The following is a 17,045-nucleotide window of genomic DNA, read 5'->3' on the forward strand; positions in this document are numbered from 1 at the left end:
TTTCACATAAAAACGCAGTTTGGAGTTAAAATGAACAATCAACACGTTATAGTAGTGCAGCATCCATTAATTCAGCATAAGTTAACAATCATGCGTCGAAAAGATACCAGCACAGTTAAATTTCGCACATTGATGCATGAAATCAGTATGTTGCTCGCTTATGAAGTCACTCGTGATTTGGAAATGGAATATGAAGAAATCGAAACACCTCTAGCCATAATGCAATCACCGGTTTTAAAAGGTAAAAAAATGGTTTTTGTATCAATTTTGCGCGCTGGTAATGGTTTGGTCGATGGCATGTTACAACTTGTACCTACAGCCCGAATTGGTCATATTGGCTTGTACCGCGATCCTAAAACCCTGGAAGCAGTTGAGTACTATATAAAGCTTCCAGAACATACTCGAGATCGTGATGTGATCGTAGTTGATCCCATGCTGGCGACTGGCAACTCAGCAATCGCTGCAGTCAAAGAAATTAAAGCAATCGAGCCTAAATCAATTAAATTTCTCTGCCTGCTTGCCTCTCCAGAAGGAATAGCAGCATTTCATGAAGAGCATCCAGAAGTTCCTATTTTCACGGCAGCTATAGACCAGCAGCTCAACGAAAAAGGCTATATTATTCCAGGGTTAGGCGATGCAGGAGACCGACTTTATGGCACGAAACTAGAATATTAATCACTAAATATTAAGTAAATAGGCATAGAACATCCTCAGTACAAAAGCAAATTTTGTTGAAATATTGGATCTGCAGTGTTAATATTGAACATTGTGTTCGGTATTATATAAAGGATGTTTCATGTCATCAAATGAATCAGCAGCAATACTTTCACCTCTAGCAGTAAATAAAAAGTATTCATGGGCAAAACATGATACCGTTTGGATGTTAAGTCTTTACGGTACTGCTGTAGGTGCTGGAACCCTTTTTCTTCCAATAGATGCTGGACTTAATGGGATTTGGCCTTTAATTATAATGGCCGTACTTGCCTTTCCCATGACTTACTTTTCGCATAGGGCACTATGCCGTTTTGTTTTATCAGGTTCTTCTTCTCAGAATGACATTACCGATGTGGTTGTAGAACATTTTGGTACTTTTGCAGGAAGGATACTGACCGGATTATATTTTTTTGCAATTTATCCAATCTTATTGATGTATAGCGTGGCAATTACTAATACTACGGAAAGCTTTCTTGTGAATCAGTTAGGTATGTCCTCCCCTCCAAGAGCACTTTTATCCATAATACTTATCCTTGCACTCATGGCTATAGTCCGATTTGGACAGGAAATCATTGTCAAATCAATGTCTTTATTGGTTTATCCATTTGCAACTATATTATTATTTTTATCTATTTATTTAATTCCTAACTGGAATAATGCCATTTTACAACAAAGCAATTCATTGCATGCTAATGGAGGGCATGGATTGTTAATGACTGTATGGTTAGTCATTCCAGTCATGGTATTTTCTTTTAATCATTCACCAATTATTTCTTCTTTTGCGGTGAATCAAAAACAGCAATATGGAATTGATGCGGATAGTAATAGTACGGCGATCCTGCGGTACAGTCATTTATTCATGGTCTGTTCCGTTATGTTTTTTGTATTCAGTTGTGTTTTTAGTCTTTCACCTCAAGACCTTTTACAAGCGAAACAACAAAACATTTCTATCCTGTCTTATCTAGCAAATCATTTTAAAACACCTTTGATTGCTTGCATCGCTCCTATTATTGCCTTTATTGCGATTTCCAAATCCTTTTTAGGTCATTATTTAGGTGCTAAGGAAGGTTTGAGTAGCATTATTGTGAACCTGTTAAAACCAACTGGTAAAACAATAAGCCAATGCAAACTTCAACGCGTCATTGAAATTTTTATGGTTGTTACGTGTTGGATTGTAGCCACCATAAATCCCAACATCTTAAAAATGATAGAAACTCTGGGTGGACCTGTTATTGCTACCCTATTGTTTATTATGCCTATGTATGCAATTGCCAAAATTCCGGCAATGAAAAAATATAAAACTGATCGTGTAAGTAATGTATTCACAACAACCATAGGCATTATCGCTATCTCAGCGATATTGTATGGTTTGTTATAAAATAGACCGTAGCCTGGGAACTCCGTTCATACCCGGGTTCAGCTGTGCTTCACCTGAATTGCCTACACATTACTGAAATCCGTCCAGCTCTACTCCCGCGTCCCGCGGCTTGTGCCTGAACGATCGTCAGTTTTTTAAATTTATCATGTACCACTTAAGTTTCTCTACGTACCGCTTAAATTTCTCTACGTACTGCTTTCCTACGTACCGCGCTTTATGCGCGGTATCCAGAACGATATTTTAAGATGCCGCTGAGCATTTCTATAGTAAGATCCCCTGGATACCGCGCATAAAGCGCGGTAGGTAGGCGAAAAATTTAGTGGAGGTTTCTCAAAACTGACGATACCTCAGGTAAACAGACCCTGAACGATCGTCAGTTTTTTAAATTTATCATGTACCACTTAAGTTTCTCTACGTACTGCTTTAAATTTCTCTACGTACCGCGCTTTATGTCTGAGAGATGGTCACTTTTTGTGACCATCTCTCAGGGCTTGTGCGCGGGACGTCGGCAAGGATGTGATCAAAAGACAGGCTTCACCAAGCTACATTGATACACGCATAACGCATTAACTCCTATTTTCATTCCCAGCAAAATATGAAACAATTCATAACAATTTTTATTCAATACTATTTCGATGCACGTTGAATTTCAGCACGTACCTATAGAAAGCATTCAAGCGGGACAATATCAACCCAGACAAGATTTTAATGACATCACATTAAAAGAGCTCGCTCAATCCATTGCATCACAAGGCTTAATTGAACCCCTAATCGTCAGGTCAATCGCAAAACAGCGTTATGAAATTATCGCAGGCGAAAGAAGATGGCGTGCTGCAAAAATAGCAGGATTACAAACTGTCCCTTGCCTCATCGGAAATTATAACGACAAACAAGCATGTGCCCTCACTCTAATAGAGAACATTCAACGAGAAGATTTAAACTTAATTGAAGAAGCAAGCGCTTATCGACGTTTGATTGATGAGTTTAATTATCATCAAGATGAAATAGCTGCTTTAGTAGGGAAATCACGTAGTCATATTGCCAATATTATTCGGTTATTGGGTTTAAGTGAAAATATAAAAGATTTCATTCGGAATAAAGCCTTGTCATTTGGCCATGCGCGAGTTCTTATAGGGTTAGAACCAACCCAGCAAGACTATTTAGCGAAACAAACTATAACGCAACAATGGTCAGTAAGACAGTTAGAACATGTGGTAAAAGTACAAAAAAATAAAGAATTTTCTCTACCAAAAAATACAAAAAGAGATCGAGACATTGAACGGTTACAATCAGTATTAGGGGAACAATTAGGTGCGCCAGTACAAATAATAAACGATAATGGCGATGGTGGATGGTTACAAGTCAAATTTTTTGATAATGATACACTTGCGGGACTTTTGGAGCGATTAGGCTTGCGATATGATTAGACGATGGTTATCAATTTTCTATTCCGCATATGATAAAACAAAAGGAACGACATCAATGAGAAGGACGTTTACTAGCGCGTTTTTATTGGCTTTATCCACACTATCATATGGTATCAGTATTCAAGGCGAGGTAGATAATTTAATTAGGCGAATTAATCCAAATGTTAATCTTGGAATTGTCGTTCTTGACCTCACTTCTGGGCAAACCCTATATCGGCGTAATGCAGAACGTTTGTATATCCCTGCAAGCAACATGAAACTTTTTTCCGAAGCAGCAGCATTAATGGTACTAGGTCCAGATTATCGTTTTGAAAATCGATTAAGTATGAGTGCAGGAAAAATCGAACAGGGAATACTCCAAGGAAATGTTTATGTACAACTAAATGGTGATCCTTCTTTTAACCGTAATGATTTAAAAGCACTGCTTTCCTCATTGAAGGAATGGAATATCCATACCATTCAAGGTAATGTTTACATCGATAGCAGCCTGGCGCAAGTCGATCCCTATCCTCCTGGCTGGCTCGCCACCGATTTATCCTACAGCTACGGAGCCCCCAATGCCCCCGTCATGGTTGATTCCAATCGCTTGACGGTTACCGTAAATCCAGGAGCTCAAGCTGGAGATCCTGCGGTTGTTGAAGTAGACGATGGTGGAGGTGGTATTGCATTAAATAATCAGGCGACAACGAAACCAAACGCAAAAGGTTGTGGCGTGGGTTTTAATTTAGATCAAGACAATCATTTAACTGTTCGTGGCTGTGTCGGAGTTGGCCAATGGGCAGTACAACAACGTTTGGCTATAAAAAATCCTTTAATGTATGCTCAAGGCATGATCAAAACTCAATTGGCAAAAGACAATATTCAACTCAATGGCCAGGTTCAATTAGGAAAAACTCCAGCAGGTTCTTTATTCATTGCGACACAACACTCTAAACCCATGTCACAACTGATGGCAGATACTTTAAAACCATCTGATAATCTCTATGCGGACAGCTTGTATTTGCATGCTGCAGAAAAACTCAAAGGACGGCCAGTCAACTGGCGAGATGCTGAACCTGTAATTAAGAATTTTTTACAATCACAAACAGGAATCGATTTTACTCACGCAATTTTTACGGATGGCTCGGGCTTATCGCGCTACAGCTTAGTAACTCCAGAGCAAACCATATCGCTATTAAAATTTTTATATCAACGTTTTCCTTTATCTTATGAATACATATCTGCATTACCTATATCCGGACGTGACGGAACCTTGCAAAAAAGATTCCGTATCCCCACGCAACAGGGTTTTGTTCGTGCTAAAACAGGTACTATGACTGGAATAAATAGTCTTTCAGGATATTTATACACTACCAATGGCCATACTTTGGCGTTTGCAATGTATGTGAACAGACAGCCCGGTAAAGCATCTGGGCCCGGGCGTCCTGTATTGGATGCTTTATGCACTTATTTCTTGCAAAAGAATCCAGACAGCAGTCGTTTGAGTCGAATTTTTTCACCTCATCAACGTATTAGTTTCCAATCAAATCCTACCCAAGCCGAAAAGCAAAAAGCTCATCAGGCTAAATGGAGGCGTTTGGAGTCTGCGCTACGAACTGCGTTGAGAGACCAATCTATAAATATAATCTATCGAGGCAATGAACTTATAATAAACGATAACCAGACTGGTCCTGAAAAAGTATGGTCCGCACTACAATCCGTGGTAAAGAAATATCCTTTTGGAGTGATGTTATTTTCCAAGACTCTATCGATTAACCCTTCAGGTAGCCCTACCCTACTTTGGGTGGAAACAGATACTCCCAATCAGGTACAAAGGACCTGGAGTATTCGTGAAGCAGCTTAGGAACGCGTTGTGGCCAAGATAGCAGCAGCCGCGGAGGGTCTGTTTCCATTTCGCCAGCTTGAGTCTCTGAATGAGCCTGATTTTCGAGTACCGAAGCGCAGCATACATGAAGTATGTGAGCATCGGAGCACAGAAAATCAGGACAGTTTTGACCAGGAGAGTAGATATGGAAACAGACCACTCCTTTTATAGACAATATCCGGATGTGGAGATTCAATTGAATTCATTTTTTAAGGCTGTCCTACTGTTTTTTTGCTTTTTTCATTCTGTATATGCAGGACCTAGCTTTTTAACAATTAGTGATATTCATTACGGCAGCAACAACTTATCCCGTGATGGAGAGGATACTGGCACAGAGTTTCTAAAAATCACTATGAAAAAATATGAAAAATTAAGCCAAAAAGTAGACTTTATACTTTGTTTAGGCGACTTACCCACTCACTCTTTATTTAACACAACTAAAAAAGGAGAGTTCGAAAAAAAGGTATTTGATGAGTTATATGAAAACGATAAAAATTTAAAACCTATTTTCTATATCACGGGGAACAATGATTCCTTACTTGGTAATTATCAGCCTTTCGAGTCAAGTGGTGTTTCCCCATTAAATTTTGCTACGGATTGGAATGGTGCCTGTGCTCATTGTAAAGGGTTAATTATTGATGGCAGCCACATGTATCACGATGGGTATTATTCCAGTTATGTAATACCAGGAAATAAAAAAATTATTTTGATCGCCCTAAATGCCACTCAATGGACAAATACCCCCATACTTGCAAAATATCCTAATCAGCAACACGATGCTTTAATCCAGCTTTCTTGGTTGGAGCAGCAATTAAAGAACCATCATGCTAAACAGCTATTGATTGCCATGCACGAACCACCTGGAACTTCATTTAAGGGAAAACCCGTTTGGCATAACGCTTACTTACAGGAATTTATAAAAATATTGAATAAGAACAAAAAATCATATGGAGAAATAACTCTCCTCACATCCCACACGCATATGGATGAGATCAGAAAAATCCATCTGGATGACGGGAGCAATGTCTATGCCTTTTCTACACCCGCGATTAGTCGTATCCATCATAACTACCCGGGCATGAAAATTTTTAGCATGGATAATAATCTGAAAATTAAAAATTTTACTACTTATTACACGAGCAACCTCAACAGCTGGAAAAGCCAGAAATACCAGGCACTCCACTCACGAGGAGCTATTTTTCCACGTTGTCATCAAAAAATATTATCGCAGTGCCTTAGTACATTAAATACGGAACAAATATGTAATTATTTAGATAAGGGTTTGTATTATGGAGTAAAAAGTTCCAAGGTGCCACGTCATGAATGCAATACAATATATAGCGTCATTCACTAAGTTCTAGACAAGGCACAAGTAAAATGAGGTGAAGGAGTGTTATCAAGTACATGACTGAGATGACCGAGCTTGCAACGACGAATAGAACTTAGTGGGTGGCGTTATATCAAGTTTTCACTCATTGACAAATCTATAAATCAATTCTAACGTTGGTATCAGTTATCACTAAAGGACCTAAATATGAAAGCACTTTATACAGCAACAGCGCGTACCCATGGTGGACGAAACGGACATATAGAAACTTCCGATGGATTATTAAGACTGGACTTGGCGAAACCAAAAGAATTAGGTGGGGCAGGCGGTGGTACAAATCCAGAAGAACTATTTGCTGCAGGTTATTCCGCGTGTTTTGAGAGTGCTATGCGTCATGTAGCCAGTTTACAAAAAATTCCTCTGCAAGATGCCTCAATTCTTTCTCAAGTCTCGTTATATGCCACCCCAGAAAAAGGATATAAACTTGGGGTTGAAATGCATGCTCATCTTGTGGGCTTAAGTCAAAAAGATGCAGAAGATTTAGTAGCCAAAGCGCATCAAGTTTGTCCCTATTCGAATGCAATTCGCGGCAACGTGGATGTGGAATTTAAAGTAAGTGTCGAATAAAGCATATTTTGAATGAAGCAGAATTTTTTGGCTGCTTCATTCAGACTTTTTATGTTAATCAGCTCGCCAGCTGCCTCTGTGCATAAAGATTTTCTGCAACAACCTGCCCCAATTTGCTAATATAATCTTCTGGATAAGTTGTTTTTTTACATCCAAAAAAATCAAATAGAGAATTATTATGTTTTATTATTTTCATTTTCTCTACATCTTGGGTAAATGTTTTTATAAAAGCATCAATCTCTTGTAAATTACCGCTTTGACATTCCAAATTAAAAATAAACTGTTTTAATAATTCGCCTTTTTCACGACGCGAGGCACAAAGTGATTTTCCCAAGTTCATTGCATCTGCATGAAGACTACGAATTATTTTTACTACATCCTCAGGTAAATGGGCGTAAGGGGTGGATGACGATTTACCGATCGCATCTTCTGCTTCCTTACAGCATCTTCGTACTGATGTTGGATGAATGAACGTAAACATCTTGTGGTAGGCCTCTTTAAATTTTACTGCCAGCCAAGTATGTGTATCCATGGTAGGATGTATGTCATCCCAAAACATATAACCATCTGCCGGAGAAATATTTTCTTTCTGATTCACAGGATTTTTTTGGCTTTGTTTAAACTCCTCAGAATCAACATAGGGCAATTTTAACTTACTTTTATCAAATCCATATTCTTCACTATGCTCATACATTTCTTGGAATGGTGTACTGACATCAAAAATTGAAAGATTCAGAGGACTATTTAAGCCCTGATATTTTTTGATCACGTGTTGCACTTTGGCTGCTAATTGCTTGTTAAAATATACGGAACATTGTGCCGCTTTATCTTGATCCTTTTTGCCTTTAGCCTGAAATCTTGGCGTCAAAGAAAGATCAGGTAAATTCAATAAAACAAAGTTCCGATAACCTTGTTGAATTAAGATCTCAAGATTTTCAATACGTGCATTAACTGCATCATCTGCTGCAAGAAAAGTAGGTTCGGAATTCACCGTAAGTAAATCATTTGCACCAGACCACTCAACTATTAAAGTTTCAGCTTTTTCCTGAGCACTAATTTTATACTTTTTATCGTCTGCACTGAGTTGTTTCCGCTTCTCTTCTAAATTGGCCACGATTAACCTGGCTATTTCATCTTTAAGATTGAAGGTAAATTTCTTCTTGTAATCGGAAGAAGTTAGACCTGCTTCACAATAGAAACGTGCAAAACGTGTTCCTTTATATAAAATATGTTTGTCATTATTTAGACTAAATGCTCTTTTATTTTTTTTTTGTAAATGCAAATCATTCGCTAAAATGGCATCTGCTACATCCGCATTTCCTCGTGCATCGCGAGGTAGCCTCAGTTTTCTCCGGGCATAATCTATTTCAAATTGTTCAATGACCGCTGTAACAAAATAATCTCCCCAGACAAACCCATTAGTAAATCGTCCTCTAGGTGCATCATAACCAATCTCATAAAGGTCCGCTAAAGGGATAAACCCAAATAACAAGCGTTTATCAAAAGTTCCTCTATCCGATAAACTATCCCCCAAAAAAACCAAACGACTAATCTTAATCCCAGATGCTGGCATATCAATCTCCTTATTAAAGATCATTAACCAAAATCTCCGTTCCCAGTACAGGAACAAGGATAAGTTTAAGTTGCAACTCAAAATCTCCTAAACCTAATCCCTGATAATGCTCAGGAAGGGAAAGAAATAATTCATTACAAATTTTTCAAAAAGATAATTCAATATTGAAATCAAGTTGTGTTTGTACTACTTATCGATACAATCTTTTAAACATAAGCAACAAAAACAAGACAACGAAAACACATCCCAATGGGTAGGCTTAATTATTGGGAGTTTTATGTTGGTTGGTTGGACAGTTCCTGATAATATAAACTTATTTTTTAAAAATTGTCTATGAAAAACAATCAATTTGATCTTATTGTACTGGGCGGTGGTAGTGGTGGGATTGCCAGCGCTGTTCGAGCTGCTAAATATGGCGCCAAAGTAGCGGTAGTAGAATCCAGCTTTTTAGGTGGTACCTGCGTTAACTTAGGTTGCGTCCCCAAAAAAATTATGTTCAATGCATCCATGATTAATGAAATCATGCATCATGCACCTGAATATGGTTTTTCACTCACATCGCCCATCCTCGATTGGAATACTCTGGTTAATAAACGTAATGCCTATATAGAACGACTCAGAGAAAATTATGCAAAACGTTTTACTCAGTTTAATATCACTTTAATTCAGGGTACTGGCGCTTTCCACGATGCACATTCAATCAAAGTAAATGATGTCCTTTATCGTGCGCAACACATCATCATTGCCACAGGCGGTGAACCTTCGCCACCAACAATCCATGGAGGCCAGCATACAATTGATTCGGATGGATTTTTTTCCTTGACCAAACGACCTGATAAAGTAGCAATTATCGGTAGTGGATACATCGGGGTGGAACTGGCAGGGATATTAAATAGTCTGGGTAGTGAAACACATCTTTTAATGAGGGGGATACGGCCTTTATCCCGCTTTGATAATGTCTTGGGTGATACCTTAATGGAAATCATGCAACAGCAAGGTATTCATATCCACCCAAACCATAAAGCACAGGAAATAAACTTACATAGTGATGGCAGAAAATCTATAGTATGCTCCAGCGGCTCAATTATTCAGGATATCGACGTAATTATTGCTGCTGTGGGGAGAAAACCCAGAACGACTGGATTAAACCTGGAGAAAGTAAGTGTTGCTACTGATGAGCAAGGATTGGTTTTGGTCGATGCGTTCCAAAATACCAGTACCCAAGGTATTTATGCTCTAGGTGATGTGACTAATGCGCCTGCCCTTACTCCTGTAGCAATTGCTGCAGGCCGTCGTTTGGCAGATCGTCTTTTTGGCCAGCAACCAGAAGCTTGCCTAAACTATGAGAATATCTGCACCGTAATCTTTAGTCATCCACCGATAGGAACAGTTGGGTTTAGTGAACAAGAAGCCATTGAGCAATATGGCAAGGATCAAATTAAAATCTATCAAACCCGTTTCACACCAATGTTTGATGCATTTGCTGAAGAAAAAACACCTACAGTAATGAAACTGGTTACTCTAGGTTCCGTGAACCAATTTTTTTAATTACTTGAAAAGTAGGCAGTTTTTATAGTGAAATTCGATTGCGATCGTTAACAACACTAATGGAACTGCCTACATGTATAATAATATATCAGAACGAGTCTGGGATACAATTTATTCTTTTCTGCAAGGAGTAAAAGGATTGCACATTAAGAATAATGAGAAGACAAGATGCTTTGTGGAAGGAGTCTGGTATGTATTACGTACAGGCTGTCAATGGCGCCTGCTCCCGCCCTATTACGGACATTGGCGTAAAATTCACAAGCGATATAAAATGTGGTCAGATCGCGGCATTTGGACTGGCTTAATGTCTTCAGTTAGCGATGTTGATGATCAAGCCGTCATGATTGATGCCACCATAGTGCGCGCGCATGCGTGTGCATCTGGTTACGACAAGGAAGGGAATGATGCTCAGGCATTGGGGCGCAGTAAAGGAGGTTTTACCACTAAAATTCACGCTTTGGTGGATGGACTGGGGAATCCGATTAAGTTTATCCTGACCGGGGGACATCGAAACGATATTACTCAAGCAGCAGAGCTATTGAAGGAGCAGCGTGACACGATAGTTCTTGCAGATAAAGGATATGATTCACAGGCACTTGTTGACACACTGGAGAGTCAAGGCTGTATTGCAACCATTCCGTCAAAAAAGAATGCGAAGAACCCAAGAAAAATCGATAAAGAGCAGTACAAAGAGCGGTTTTTAGTTGAAGCTTTTTTCTCCAAAATCAAACACTTTCGGCGTGTTTTTTCTCGTTTTGATAAAACAACGACCGCTTTTTCCGGGTTCTTACATTTGGCCGGAGCGCTTATATGGATGCGCTAGAAAATTGGTTCACGGAACCTAGGGAAAGAAGAGAAAATTATTGGTTTGCACATCATCGGACTAGCCGCTGATGAGATGCTCCAAGGTTTTGGTGTGGCGGTAAAGATGGGAGCCTGTAAAGAAGATTTTGATAATACAGTTGCCATTCATCCCACAAGTGCAGAAGAATTCGTAACTATGGTTTAAATAATATGAATGATGCCATTCGCAGTTTTCAAGGGAAATCGCCTTCAATGGGTCAACGAGTCTATATTGATCCTAAATCAGTAATCATTGGTGATGTATCTTTGGGTGATGATGTATCTGTTTGGCCTATGGCTGTTCTACGTGGCGATGTAAACTCGATTAAAATAGGTAATGCCTGCAGCATTCAGGATGGAACCGTTTTGCACGTTACTCATGATGGCCCCTATACTTCAGGCGGGCAACCATTAATTTTAGGCCAGGGAATTACAGTCGGACATCAAGCAGTATTACATGGTTGCATTGTTGATGATTTCTGTCTTATTGGTATGGGTGCATTAATTTTGGATGCTGTACACATACAGCATCATGTAATGGTTGGTGCAGGGGCACTGGTAACTCCGGGAAAAGTTCTGGAAAGCGGTTATTTGTATCTTGGAAACCCAGCTAAAGCGATCAGGAAATTAACCGAGCAAGAACTCGAGATGTTAGAATACTCAGCACAACATTATGTACGGCTCAAAGACAAACATTTGGTATCATTGTAGCTTAGTAAGCACAACTTTTTACGTCGATATCTATTGCTGCGCGTCTTAGGGCATGTTGATAATTCATCCCCGCCGCCTACGTTCCCTAATGATTATCGAAGATACTTATCTTAACTCTGTCGCATTGCTTTTAGATGCTGGCATAACTCCTTCTCACTACAACAATTTATTGGAAATAATCTAAACTAAAGAAATAATAGATAATGGATTAAGCAAATGGCTCAAACGCCTTTAGAAGAGGAAATATTAAAAACTGAAAAGTTAAGAACAACGATTTTATCTATTATCTTTATTTTAATGGCGCTCATATGGACAATATTTTTTATTCTCTCTCCCGAAGTATATTATCGACATGCGAAAGTACCGGCGATTACTATGCCGAGTTCTTTAGCAGCTATAGCTCTTTATTTTTTACTCATGCGAAAAATAATTTGTCGATGCGCCCTTCATAAGAAAAATATACCAATCTTTCTACGTTATCTTAATGCGTTTATCGAAATAAATATTCCTACATTAGGGATTATTGTAATAATGAACCTTCAAACACCCATCTATTCTCTTTTAATGCCACCTGTTTTACTTTATTTTATTTTTATTATTCTTTCTTCATTGACTTTAAACGAATGGATATGCCGATTTTCGGGATTGGTTGCCGCCATTGAATATTGGGGACTTTCTTATTATGTTCTCAATTATACAGATACCTCAAACATTGATTCATATTTAGTAGAATGGTATGCCTTTGCTGCCCGTGGAGGAATTTTATTAGTTGGGGGATCGTTACCGGATTTATCACTTCTCAAATTAAAAAACAGTTGTTTACAGCTTTCGACGCGCAACAAGAACGAGACAAAATTGAGGGCATTTTTGGCCGGCATGTATCGCCTGAGGTTGTATCCAAGCTACTTTCAAAAGATGCTCAAGCGAGTGAATACTTACCCGTGTGCATTATGTTTTTGGACATAAGGAATTTTACTTCTTTTACCGAACAAAACGAAGCATCCGTTGTTGTTGATTATCTCAACAATCTTTTTAAACATATAGTAAAAATTATTCATGATAATAAAGGGATTATAAATAAATTTTTAGGCGACGGTTTTATGGCAGTGTTTGGCGCCCCATTATCTAACGGCAATGATGTAGCTAATGCGGCAAATGCAGCATTAACGATCATTGAATGTATCGAAGAAGAGATAAAAAAAGGGAATCTGCCCGATCTGAAATTAGGAATTGGTTTACATTTTGGTCATGCAGTAACAGGCACAATCGGAACAAAAAAGCGCCAGGAATATACTATTATTGGGGATGTAGTAAATTCTGCTGCTCATATAGAGCAGTTAAATAAAACATATCATTCGCAGGTTCTTATTTCTGAAGATGCCCTGAAGCACCTATCTGAAATTAAAGCTGAGTTTGTGGGTAACGCTACCCTCAAACATCGTGACAATCCGATTAAATTATACAAATTGGCTTAATTTCTTTTTATAAATCTGCTTTCATAATTTTTGATAATATGGAATTAGGGAAATAGAGATTACAGGCCTAGTTATCTGATTTTCATAATTTTTTCAAAGATATTAAGAATTGAAACCTTTTGAACAAAGAAAAATCTACTCTTTATCATGAAAAAAACTAACACCAATTGCATTTATTACATATCAGTATAAATAGCACCTAGTCCACTTCTATTTCCCTAAACCTCGATTTTGGGTTTAATTTAAATTTCAAAGAACAGACGATACGGACAGCAACTCATAGGTTCCAGCGTTCTGTTCATAAGATCCAGCTTCCTGTTTTGGCGGTTTCATAATGCCATAGGCACTAAGCAACTGACCTTGATTTGCTTTTTCTGGTGCCTCTGAGTTCACAGGATGCTCACATTGATTGAGCTGTTGTTCCATCTGTTCTATAAGGAGTTGTAAACGAGCGCTTTTTTCAGCCAATTCCAATTGCATTAACTTTACCTCTTGCACATCACCTTCTAGATCAGCAAGCCTTTTTTCGATCATTATGACACTCCCTTATGCCTTTTAAAAAAATTCTTTATCTTCACTCCTTGGCTTTAAAAATATGAGATTCATGATATTTTCAAGCCTTAAAGCCAGGAGAATACTAACAATTATTGAAGCATAACTCGAGTCACTTCAGGAATTTTCATGACTAAATCTTCTGAATATGCACTAGAAGGTGTTTGAAAACCAATTGGAGCATTTCCAGATAAAGCGTATTGTACAATCATCAGAGTGGATAAAGCAGTGAGGTTATAGCCATTAGGCGTAGTCATTAATGCAGCAATTTTTTTTCCTGAATCATTGCTTACTTCACCATAGATTTTTACAACTGAATGTAGCCTTTGCTTCTCAGTAGGGCCTGTGGGTAATTGATTAATTTTATGCATTATGTATTTTTTAATTGGAGGCCACCCCAGAACTTTTTTAAAAGGATTAATAAGACTCCTAAGTTGAATTATCCTTTTAGGTAATGCCATATAAATTTCTATATGCGGAATCTGAGTAGACCACCATGCTGATGCCAAATCACCCCACGAAATCGTGGCACATAATAGCTTTTTAGAGGTACCGAAATCAAAGAAATGAGTTTTCCAGCAGAAAGGAACTTTTTTTAAAGTTCCTTCATCACGAATCAGGGTACCTTCAGGAATATCTTCCATCATTGTTTTAGCAGTACCGTGTGAAATACTTAAACCATTGCCTTTATTAAATGTTCCAATGGCAAGAACTAATTGGTTCGAGTCAGGCAAACATTGCTTTAAATAGGCAGCCAAGCAATCGCTTGGCACTACATCAAATCCAGAACCAGGTAATATCATAATTCCAGCTGCTCGAGCTTCTTCATCCATTGCCATCAGCTTTTCTATCACTCTAACTTCGCCGGTAATATCCAAGTAATGAGTTTTTACCTCAAGACAAGCCAATACCATATTTTCATAGGTATACTTGAATGGGCCAGCGCAATGAATTACTGCGACGAGATCGTGCAGAGCATTTTTAGTTTGCTCCAGATCATTAACATCAAACACTCTATATTCTAAATTGAGCGCGTTGGCTTGGAGCTTTAATTTTTCTTCATCTCTGCCAGCCAATATCGGTCTTAATCCTTGCTCCACACTTAATTGCGCGATTAAATTCCCGGTATAACCATATGAGCCATAAATTAAGAAATTTTTTTTCATCAAGTCAATCCGAATAATTTTTAATTCAGTGTAGCTCGAGAATTGGCTTTTATCGAGAGAAGGTTTTCTCTTATTGCAATTAAAGCAAAGAAATAAAGAGTAGGGAAAACTCAAAAAGAAACTCAAAAGGGAAGGTTAGGAATCTGTGTTAAATTCACAATTAATAAATAAATCAGCGGTAAGTAATTTTTGTTAAAAAAAAAGCGGCCGTAAAGCCGCTTTCTAAGAATAAAACCCTGGCGATGACCTACTTTCACATGAGGAAACCTCACACTATCATTGGCGCGGGTTCGTTTCACTTCTGAGTTCGAGATGGATTCAGGTGGTTCCAAACCGCTATGGTCGCCAGGAAAACTGGTTTTGCATTGATTGTCAGGCATTATACCTCAATCAAGCATTAGGTAAATAAAGAAGTACACTATTTGTTGTTTCTCGTATCCGTATTCGCAATCAAAATCTGAAGTAACTCAGATTATATGGTCAAGACAATCAGCCAATTAGTACAAGTTAGCTTCACACATTACTGTGCTTCCACACCTTGCCTATCAACGTCGTAGTCTTCAACGGGCTTCATGGGAAAACTCATCTTGAGGGAGGCTTCCCGCTTAGATGCTTTCAGCGGTTATCCCGTCCGAACTTAGCTACCCGGCAATGCCACTGGCGTGACAACCGGTACACCAGAGGTTCGTCCACTCCGGTCCTCTCGTACTAGGAGCAGCTCCTCTCAATTTTCCTACGCCCACGGCAGATAGGGACCGAACTGTCTCACGACGTTCTAAACCCAGCTCGCGTACCACTTTAAATGGCGAACAGCCATACCCTTGGGACCTGCTTCAGCCCCAGGATGTGATGAGCCGACATCGAGGTGCCAAACACCGCCGTCGATATGAACTCTTGGGCGGTATCAGCCTGTTATCCCCGGAGTACCTTTTATCCGTTGAGCGATGGCCCTTCCATTCAGAACCACCGGATCACTAAGACCAACTTTCGTTCCTGCTCGAGCCGTCACTCTCGCAGTCAAGCACCCTTATGCCTTTACACTCTTGGTACGATGTCCGACCGTACCGAGGGTACCTTTGTGCTCCTCCGTTACTCTTTGGGAGGAGACCGCCCCAGTCAAACTACCCATCATACACTGTCCTTATCCCGGATTACGGGACCAAGTTAGAACCTCAATAACAACAGGGTGGTATTTCAAGGTTGGCTCCATGAGAACTAGCGTCCTCACTTCATAGCCTCCCACCTATCCTACACAGTTATCATCAAAGTCCAGTGCAAAACTATAGTAAAGGTTCACGGGGTCTTTCCGTCTAGCCGCGGGTACACTGCATCTTCACAGCGATTTCAATTTCACTGAGTCTCGGGTGGAGACAGTGTGGCCATCGTTACGCCATTCGTGCAGGTCGGAACTTACCCGACAAGGAATTTCGCTACCTTAGGACCGTTATAGTTACGGCCGCCGTTTACCGGGGCTTCGATCAAGAGCTTCTCCGAAGATAACCCCATCAATTAACCTTCCGGCACCGGGCAGGCGTCACACCCTATACGTCTTCTTACGAATTTGCAGAGTGCTGTGTTTTTAATAAACAGTCGCAGCCACCTGGTCTCTGCGGCCCTCTTCAGCTCAGAAAGTAAATCTCCTCACCAAAAAGGGCGTACCTTCTCCCGAAGTTACGGTACCATTTTGCCTAGTTCCTTCACCCGAGTTCTCTCAAGCGCCTTAGTATTCTCTACCTGTCCACCTGTGTCGGTTTGCGGTACGGTTCTCTATAAGTTATGGCTAGCAGCTTTTCCTGGAAGCCGGGCATCAATGACTTCGCTGTACACCGAAGTGTCAGCA

Annotated in this window: 14 protein-coding genes, 2 rRNA genes and 1 pseudogene (1 of these 17 cut by a window edge); 12 read left to right on the plus strand and 5 right to left on the minus strand. The window is 39.4% G+C overall.

Features of this window, described 5'->3' with window-relative positions; translation table 11 throughout:
- Nucleotides 1-30: 30 nt before the first annotated feature.
- The 6 genes from upp (at nucleotide 31) to FOLKNPGA_RS13885 (ending at nucleotide 7,337) form a co-directional block, all read left to right on the plus strand.
- Nucleotides 31-675: a uracil phosphoribosyltransferase gene (gene upp, locus FOLKNPGA_RS13860; protein ID WP_182350456.1), complete on the plus strand. Its 645-nt coding sequence runs from the start codon at nucleotides 31-33 to the stop codon at nucleotides 673-675.
- Nucleotides 676-796: 121 nt separating this feature from the next.
- Complete coding sequence (locus FOLKNPGA_RS13865; protein ID WP_182350457.1) at nucleotides 797-2,092, plus strand: serine/threonine transporter; 1,296 nt, start codon at nucleotides 797-799, stop codon at nucleotides 2,090-2,092.
- 635 nt (nucleotides 2,093-2,727) lie between these two features.
- Nucleotides 2,728-3,519, plus strand: coding sequence for a ParB/RepB/Spo0J family partition protein (locus tag FOLKNPGA_RS13870; RefSeq protein ID WP_182350458.1), 792 nt, complete (start codon nucleotides 2,728-2,730; stop codon nucleotides 3,517-3,519).
- A 55-nt stretch (nucleotides 3,520-3,574) separates the two neighbouring features.
- Entirely contained in the window at nucleotides 3,575-5,362 is a 1,788-nt protein-coding gene (dacB, locus tag FOLKNPGA_RS13875) for a D-alanyl-D-alanine carboxypeptidase/D-alanyl-D-alanine-endopeptidase (RefSeq protein ID WP_182350459.1), read from the plus strand.
- Nucleotides 5,363-5,579: 217 nt separating this feature from the next.
- Nucleotides 5,580-6,737, plus strand: a complete 1,158-nt coding sequence (locus FOLKNPGA_RS13880; protein ID WP_182352873.1) for a metallophosphoesterase — start codon at nucleotides 5,580-5,582, stop codon at nucleotides 6,735-6,737.
- A 180-nt stretch (nucleotides 6,738-6,917) separates the two neighbouring features.
- Entirely contained in the window at nucleotides 6,918-7,337 is a 420-nt protein-coding gene (locus FOLKNPGA_RS13885) for an organic hydroperoxide resistance protein (protein WP_182350460.1), read from the plus strand.
- Between the two features lie 58 nt (nucleotides 7,338-7,395).
- Here the strand turns inward: FOLKNPGA_RS13885 and FOLKNPGA_RS13890 are convergent, their stop codons facing one another.
- On the minus strand, nucleotides 7,396-8,910 hold the full coding sequence (locus FOLKNPGA_RS13890) for an SGNH/GDSL hydrolase family protein (protein ID WP_182350461.1): 1,515 nt from the start codon (nucleotides 8,908-8,910) through the stop codon (nucleotides 7,396-7,398).
- A 333-nt stretch (nucleotides 8,911-9,243) separates the two neighbouring features.
- On the opposite strand from FOLKNPGA_RS13890, the gene gorA reads away from it, so the two are divergent.
- The 6 genes and pseudogenes from gorA to FOLKNPGA_RS19040 all read left to right on the plus strand — a co-directional run bounded on the left by gorA (nucleotide 9,244) and on the right by FOLKNPGA_RS19040 (nucleotide 13,487).
- A complete protein-coding gene (gene gorA / locus FOLKNPGA_RS13895; protein ID WP_255465986.1) occupies nucleotides 9,244-10,458 on the plus strand; it encodes a glutathione-disulfide reductase in 1,215 nt (404 codons plus the stop codon).
- 73 nt (nucleotides 10,459-10,531) lie between these two features.
- Nucleotides 10,532-11,281: an IS5 family transposase gene (locus FOLKNPGA_RS13900; RefSeq protein ID WP_058441825.1), complete on the plus strand. Its 750-nt coding sequence runs from the start codon at nucleotides 10,532-10,534 to the stop codon at nucleotides 11,279-11,281.
- Nucleotides 11,282-11,299: 18 nt separating this feature from the next.
- Nucleotides 11,300-11,467: pseudogene (locus FOLKNPGA_RS13905) on the plus strand (glutathione-disulfide reductase); the annotation flags it as partial.
- Nucleotides 11,468-11,472: 5 nt separating this feature from the next.
- Nucleotides 11,473-12,012: a gamma carbonic anhydrase family protein gene (locus FOLKNPGA_RS13910; protein ID WP_182350462.1), complete on the plus strand. Its 540-nt coding sequence runs from the start codon at nucleotides 11,473-11,475 to the stop codon at nucleotides 12,010-12,012.
- A gap of 216 nt (nucleotides 12,013-12,228) precedes the next feature.
- The gene (locus FOLKNPGA_RS19035; RefSeq protein WP_255465987.1) at nucleotides 12,229-12,978 is read left to right on the plus strand and encodes a hypothetical protein; all 750 of its coding nucleotides are present in this window, start codon (nucleotides 12,229-12,231) and stop codon (nucleotides 12,976-12,978) included.
- Nucleotides 12,963-13,487: an adenylate/guanylate cyclase domain-containing protein gene (locus tag FOLKNPGA_RS19040; RefSeq protein ID WP_255465988.1), complete on the plus strand. Its 525-nt coding sequence runs from the start codon at nucleotides 12,963-12,965 to the stop codon at nucleotides 13,485-13,487. The genes FOLKNPGA_RS19035 and FOLKNPGA_RS19040 overlap by 16 nt, the downstream gene beginning before the upstream one ends.
- A 249-nt stretch (nucleotides 13,488-13,736) precedes the next feature.
- On the opposite strand, the gene FOLKNPGA_RS13920 is transcribed toward FOLKNPGA_RS19040, so the two are convergent.
- The 4 genes from FOLKNPGA_RS13920 to FOLKNPGA_RS13935 all read right to left on the minus strand — a co-directional run.
- The gene (locus tag FOLKNPGA_RS13920) at nucleotides 13,737-14,021 is read right to left on the minus strand and encodes a hypothetical protein (protein WP_182350463.1); all 285 of its coding nucleotides are present in this window, start codon (nucleotides 14,019-14,021) and stop codon (nucleotides 13,737-13,739) included.
- 110 nt (nucleotides 14,022-14,131) lie between these two features.
- Entirely contained in the window at nucleotides 14,132-15,205 is a 1,074-nt protein-coding gene (locus tag FOLKNPGA_RS13925) for a trans-acting enoyl reductase family protein (RefSeq protein WP_182350464.1), read from the minus strand.
- A gap of 234 nt (nucleotides 15,206-15,439) precedes the next feature.
- Nucleotides 15,440-15,555: ribosomal RNA gene (rrf, locus tag FOLKNPGA_RS13930) — 5S ribosomal RNA — on the minus strand.
- Between the two features lie 126 nt (nucleotides 15,556-15,681).
- Nucleotides 15,682-17,045: ribosomal RNA gene (locus FOLKNPGA_RS13935) — 23S ribosomal RNA — on the minus strand (it continues 1,533 nt past the right edge of the window).

Origin of the sequence: Legionella sp. PC1000 (genome assembly GCF_014109805.1) — a bacterium.
GTDB classification, from domain to species: Bacteria; Pseudomonadota; Gammaproteobacteria; order Legionellales; family Legionellaceae; genus Legionella; species Legionella resiliens.

Excerpts from the sequence above, each read along its gene's own strand:
- dacB (WP_182350459.1), top strand. The coding sequence starts at position 3,575 with ATGAGAAGGACGTTTACTAGCGCGTTTTTATTGGCTTTATCCACACTA.
- FOLKNPGA_RS13900 (WP_058441825.1), top strand. The coding sequence starts at position 10,532 with ATGTATAATAATATATCAGAACGAGTCTGGGATACAATTTATTCTTTT.
- FOLKNPGA_RS19035 (WP_255465987.1), top strand. The coding sequence starts at position 12,229 with ATGGCTCAAACGCCTTTAGAAGAGGAAATATTAAAAACTGAAAAGTTA.
- FOLKNPGA_RS13925 (WP_182350464.1), bottom strand. The coding sequence starts at position 15,205 with ATGAAAAAAAATTTCTTAATTTATGGCTCATATGGTTATACCGGGAAT.
- FOLKNPGA_RS19040 (WP_255465988.1), top strand. The coding sequence starts at position 12,963 with ATGTTTTTGGACATAAGGAATTTTACTTCTTTTACCGAACAAAACGAA.
- upp (WP_182350456.1), top strand. The coding sequence starts at position 31 with ATGAACAATCAACACGTTATAGTAGTGCAGCATCCATTAATTCAGCAT.
- FOLKNPGA_RS13885 (WP_182350460.1), top strand. The coding sequence starts at position 6,918 with ATGAAAGCACTTTATACAGCAACAGCGCGTACCCATGGTGGACGAAAC.
- FOLKNPGA_RS13920 (WP_182350463.1), bottom strand. The coding sequence starts at position 14,021 with ATGATCGAAAAAAGGCTTGCTGATCTAGAAGGTGATGTGCAAGAGGTA.
- FOLKNPGA_RS13870 (WP_182350458.1), top strand. The coding sequence starts at position 2,728 with ATGCACGTTGAATTTCAGCACGTACCTATAGAAAGCATTCAAGCGGGA.
- gorA (WP_255465986.1), top strand. The coding sequence starts at position 9,244 with ATGAAAAACAATCAATTTGATCTTATTGTACTGGGCGGTGGTAGTGGT.
- FOLKNPGA_RS13910 (WP_182350462.1), top strand. The coding sequence starts at position 11,473 with ATGAATGATGCCATTCGCAGTTTTCAAGGGAAATCGCCTTCAATGGGT.
- FOLKNPGA_RS13865 (WP_182350457.1), top strand. The coding sequence starts at position 797 with ATGTCATCAAATGAATCAGCAGCAATACTTTCACCTCTAGCAGTAAAT.
- FOLKNPGA_RS13890 (WP_182350461.1), bottom strand. The coding sequence starts at position 8,910 with ATGCCAGCATCTGGGATTAAGATTAGTCGTTTGGTTTTTTTGGGGGAT.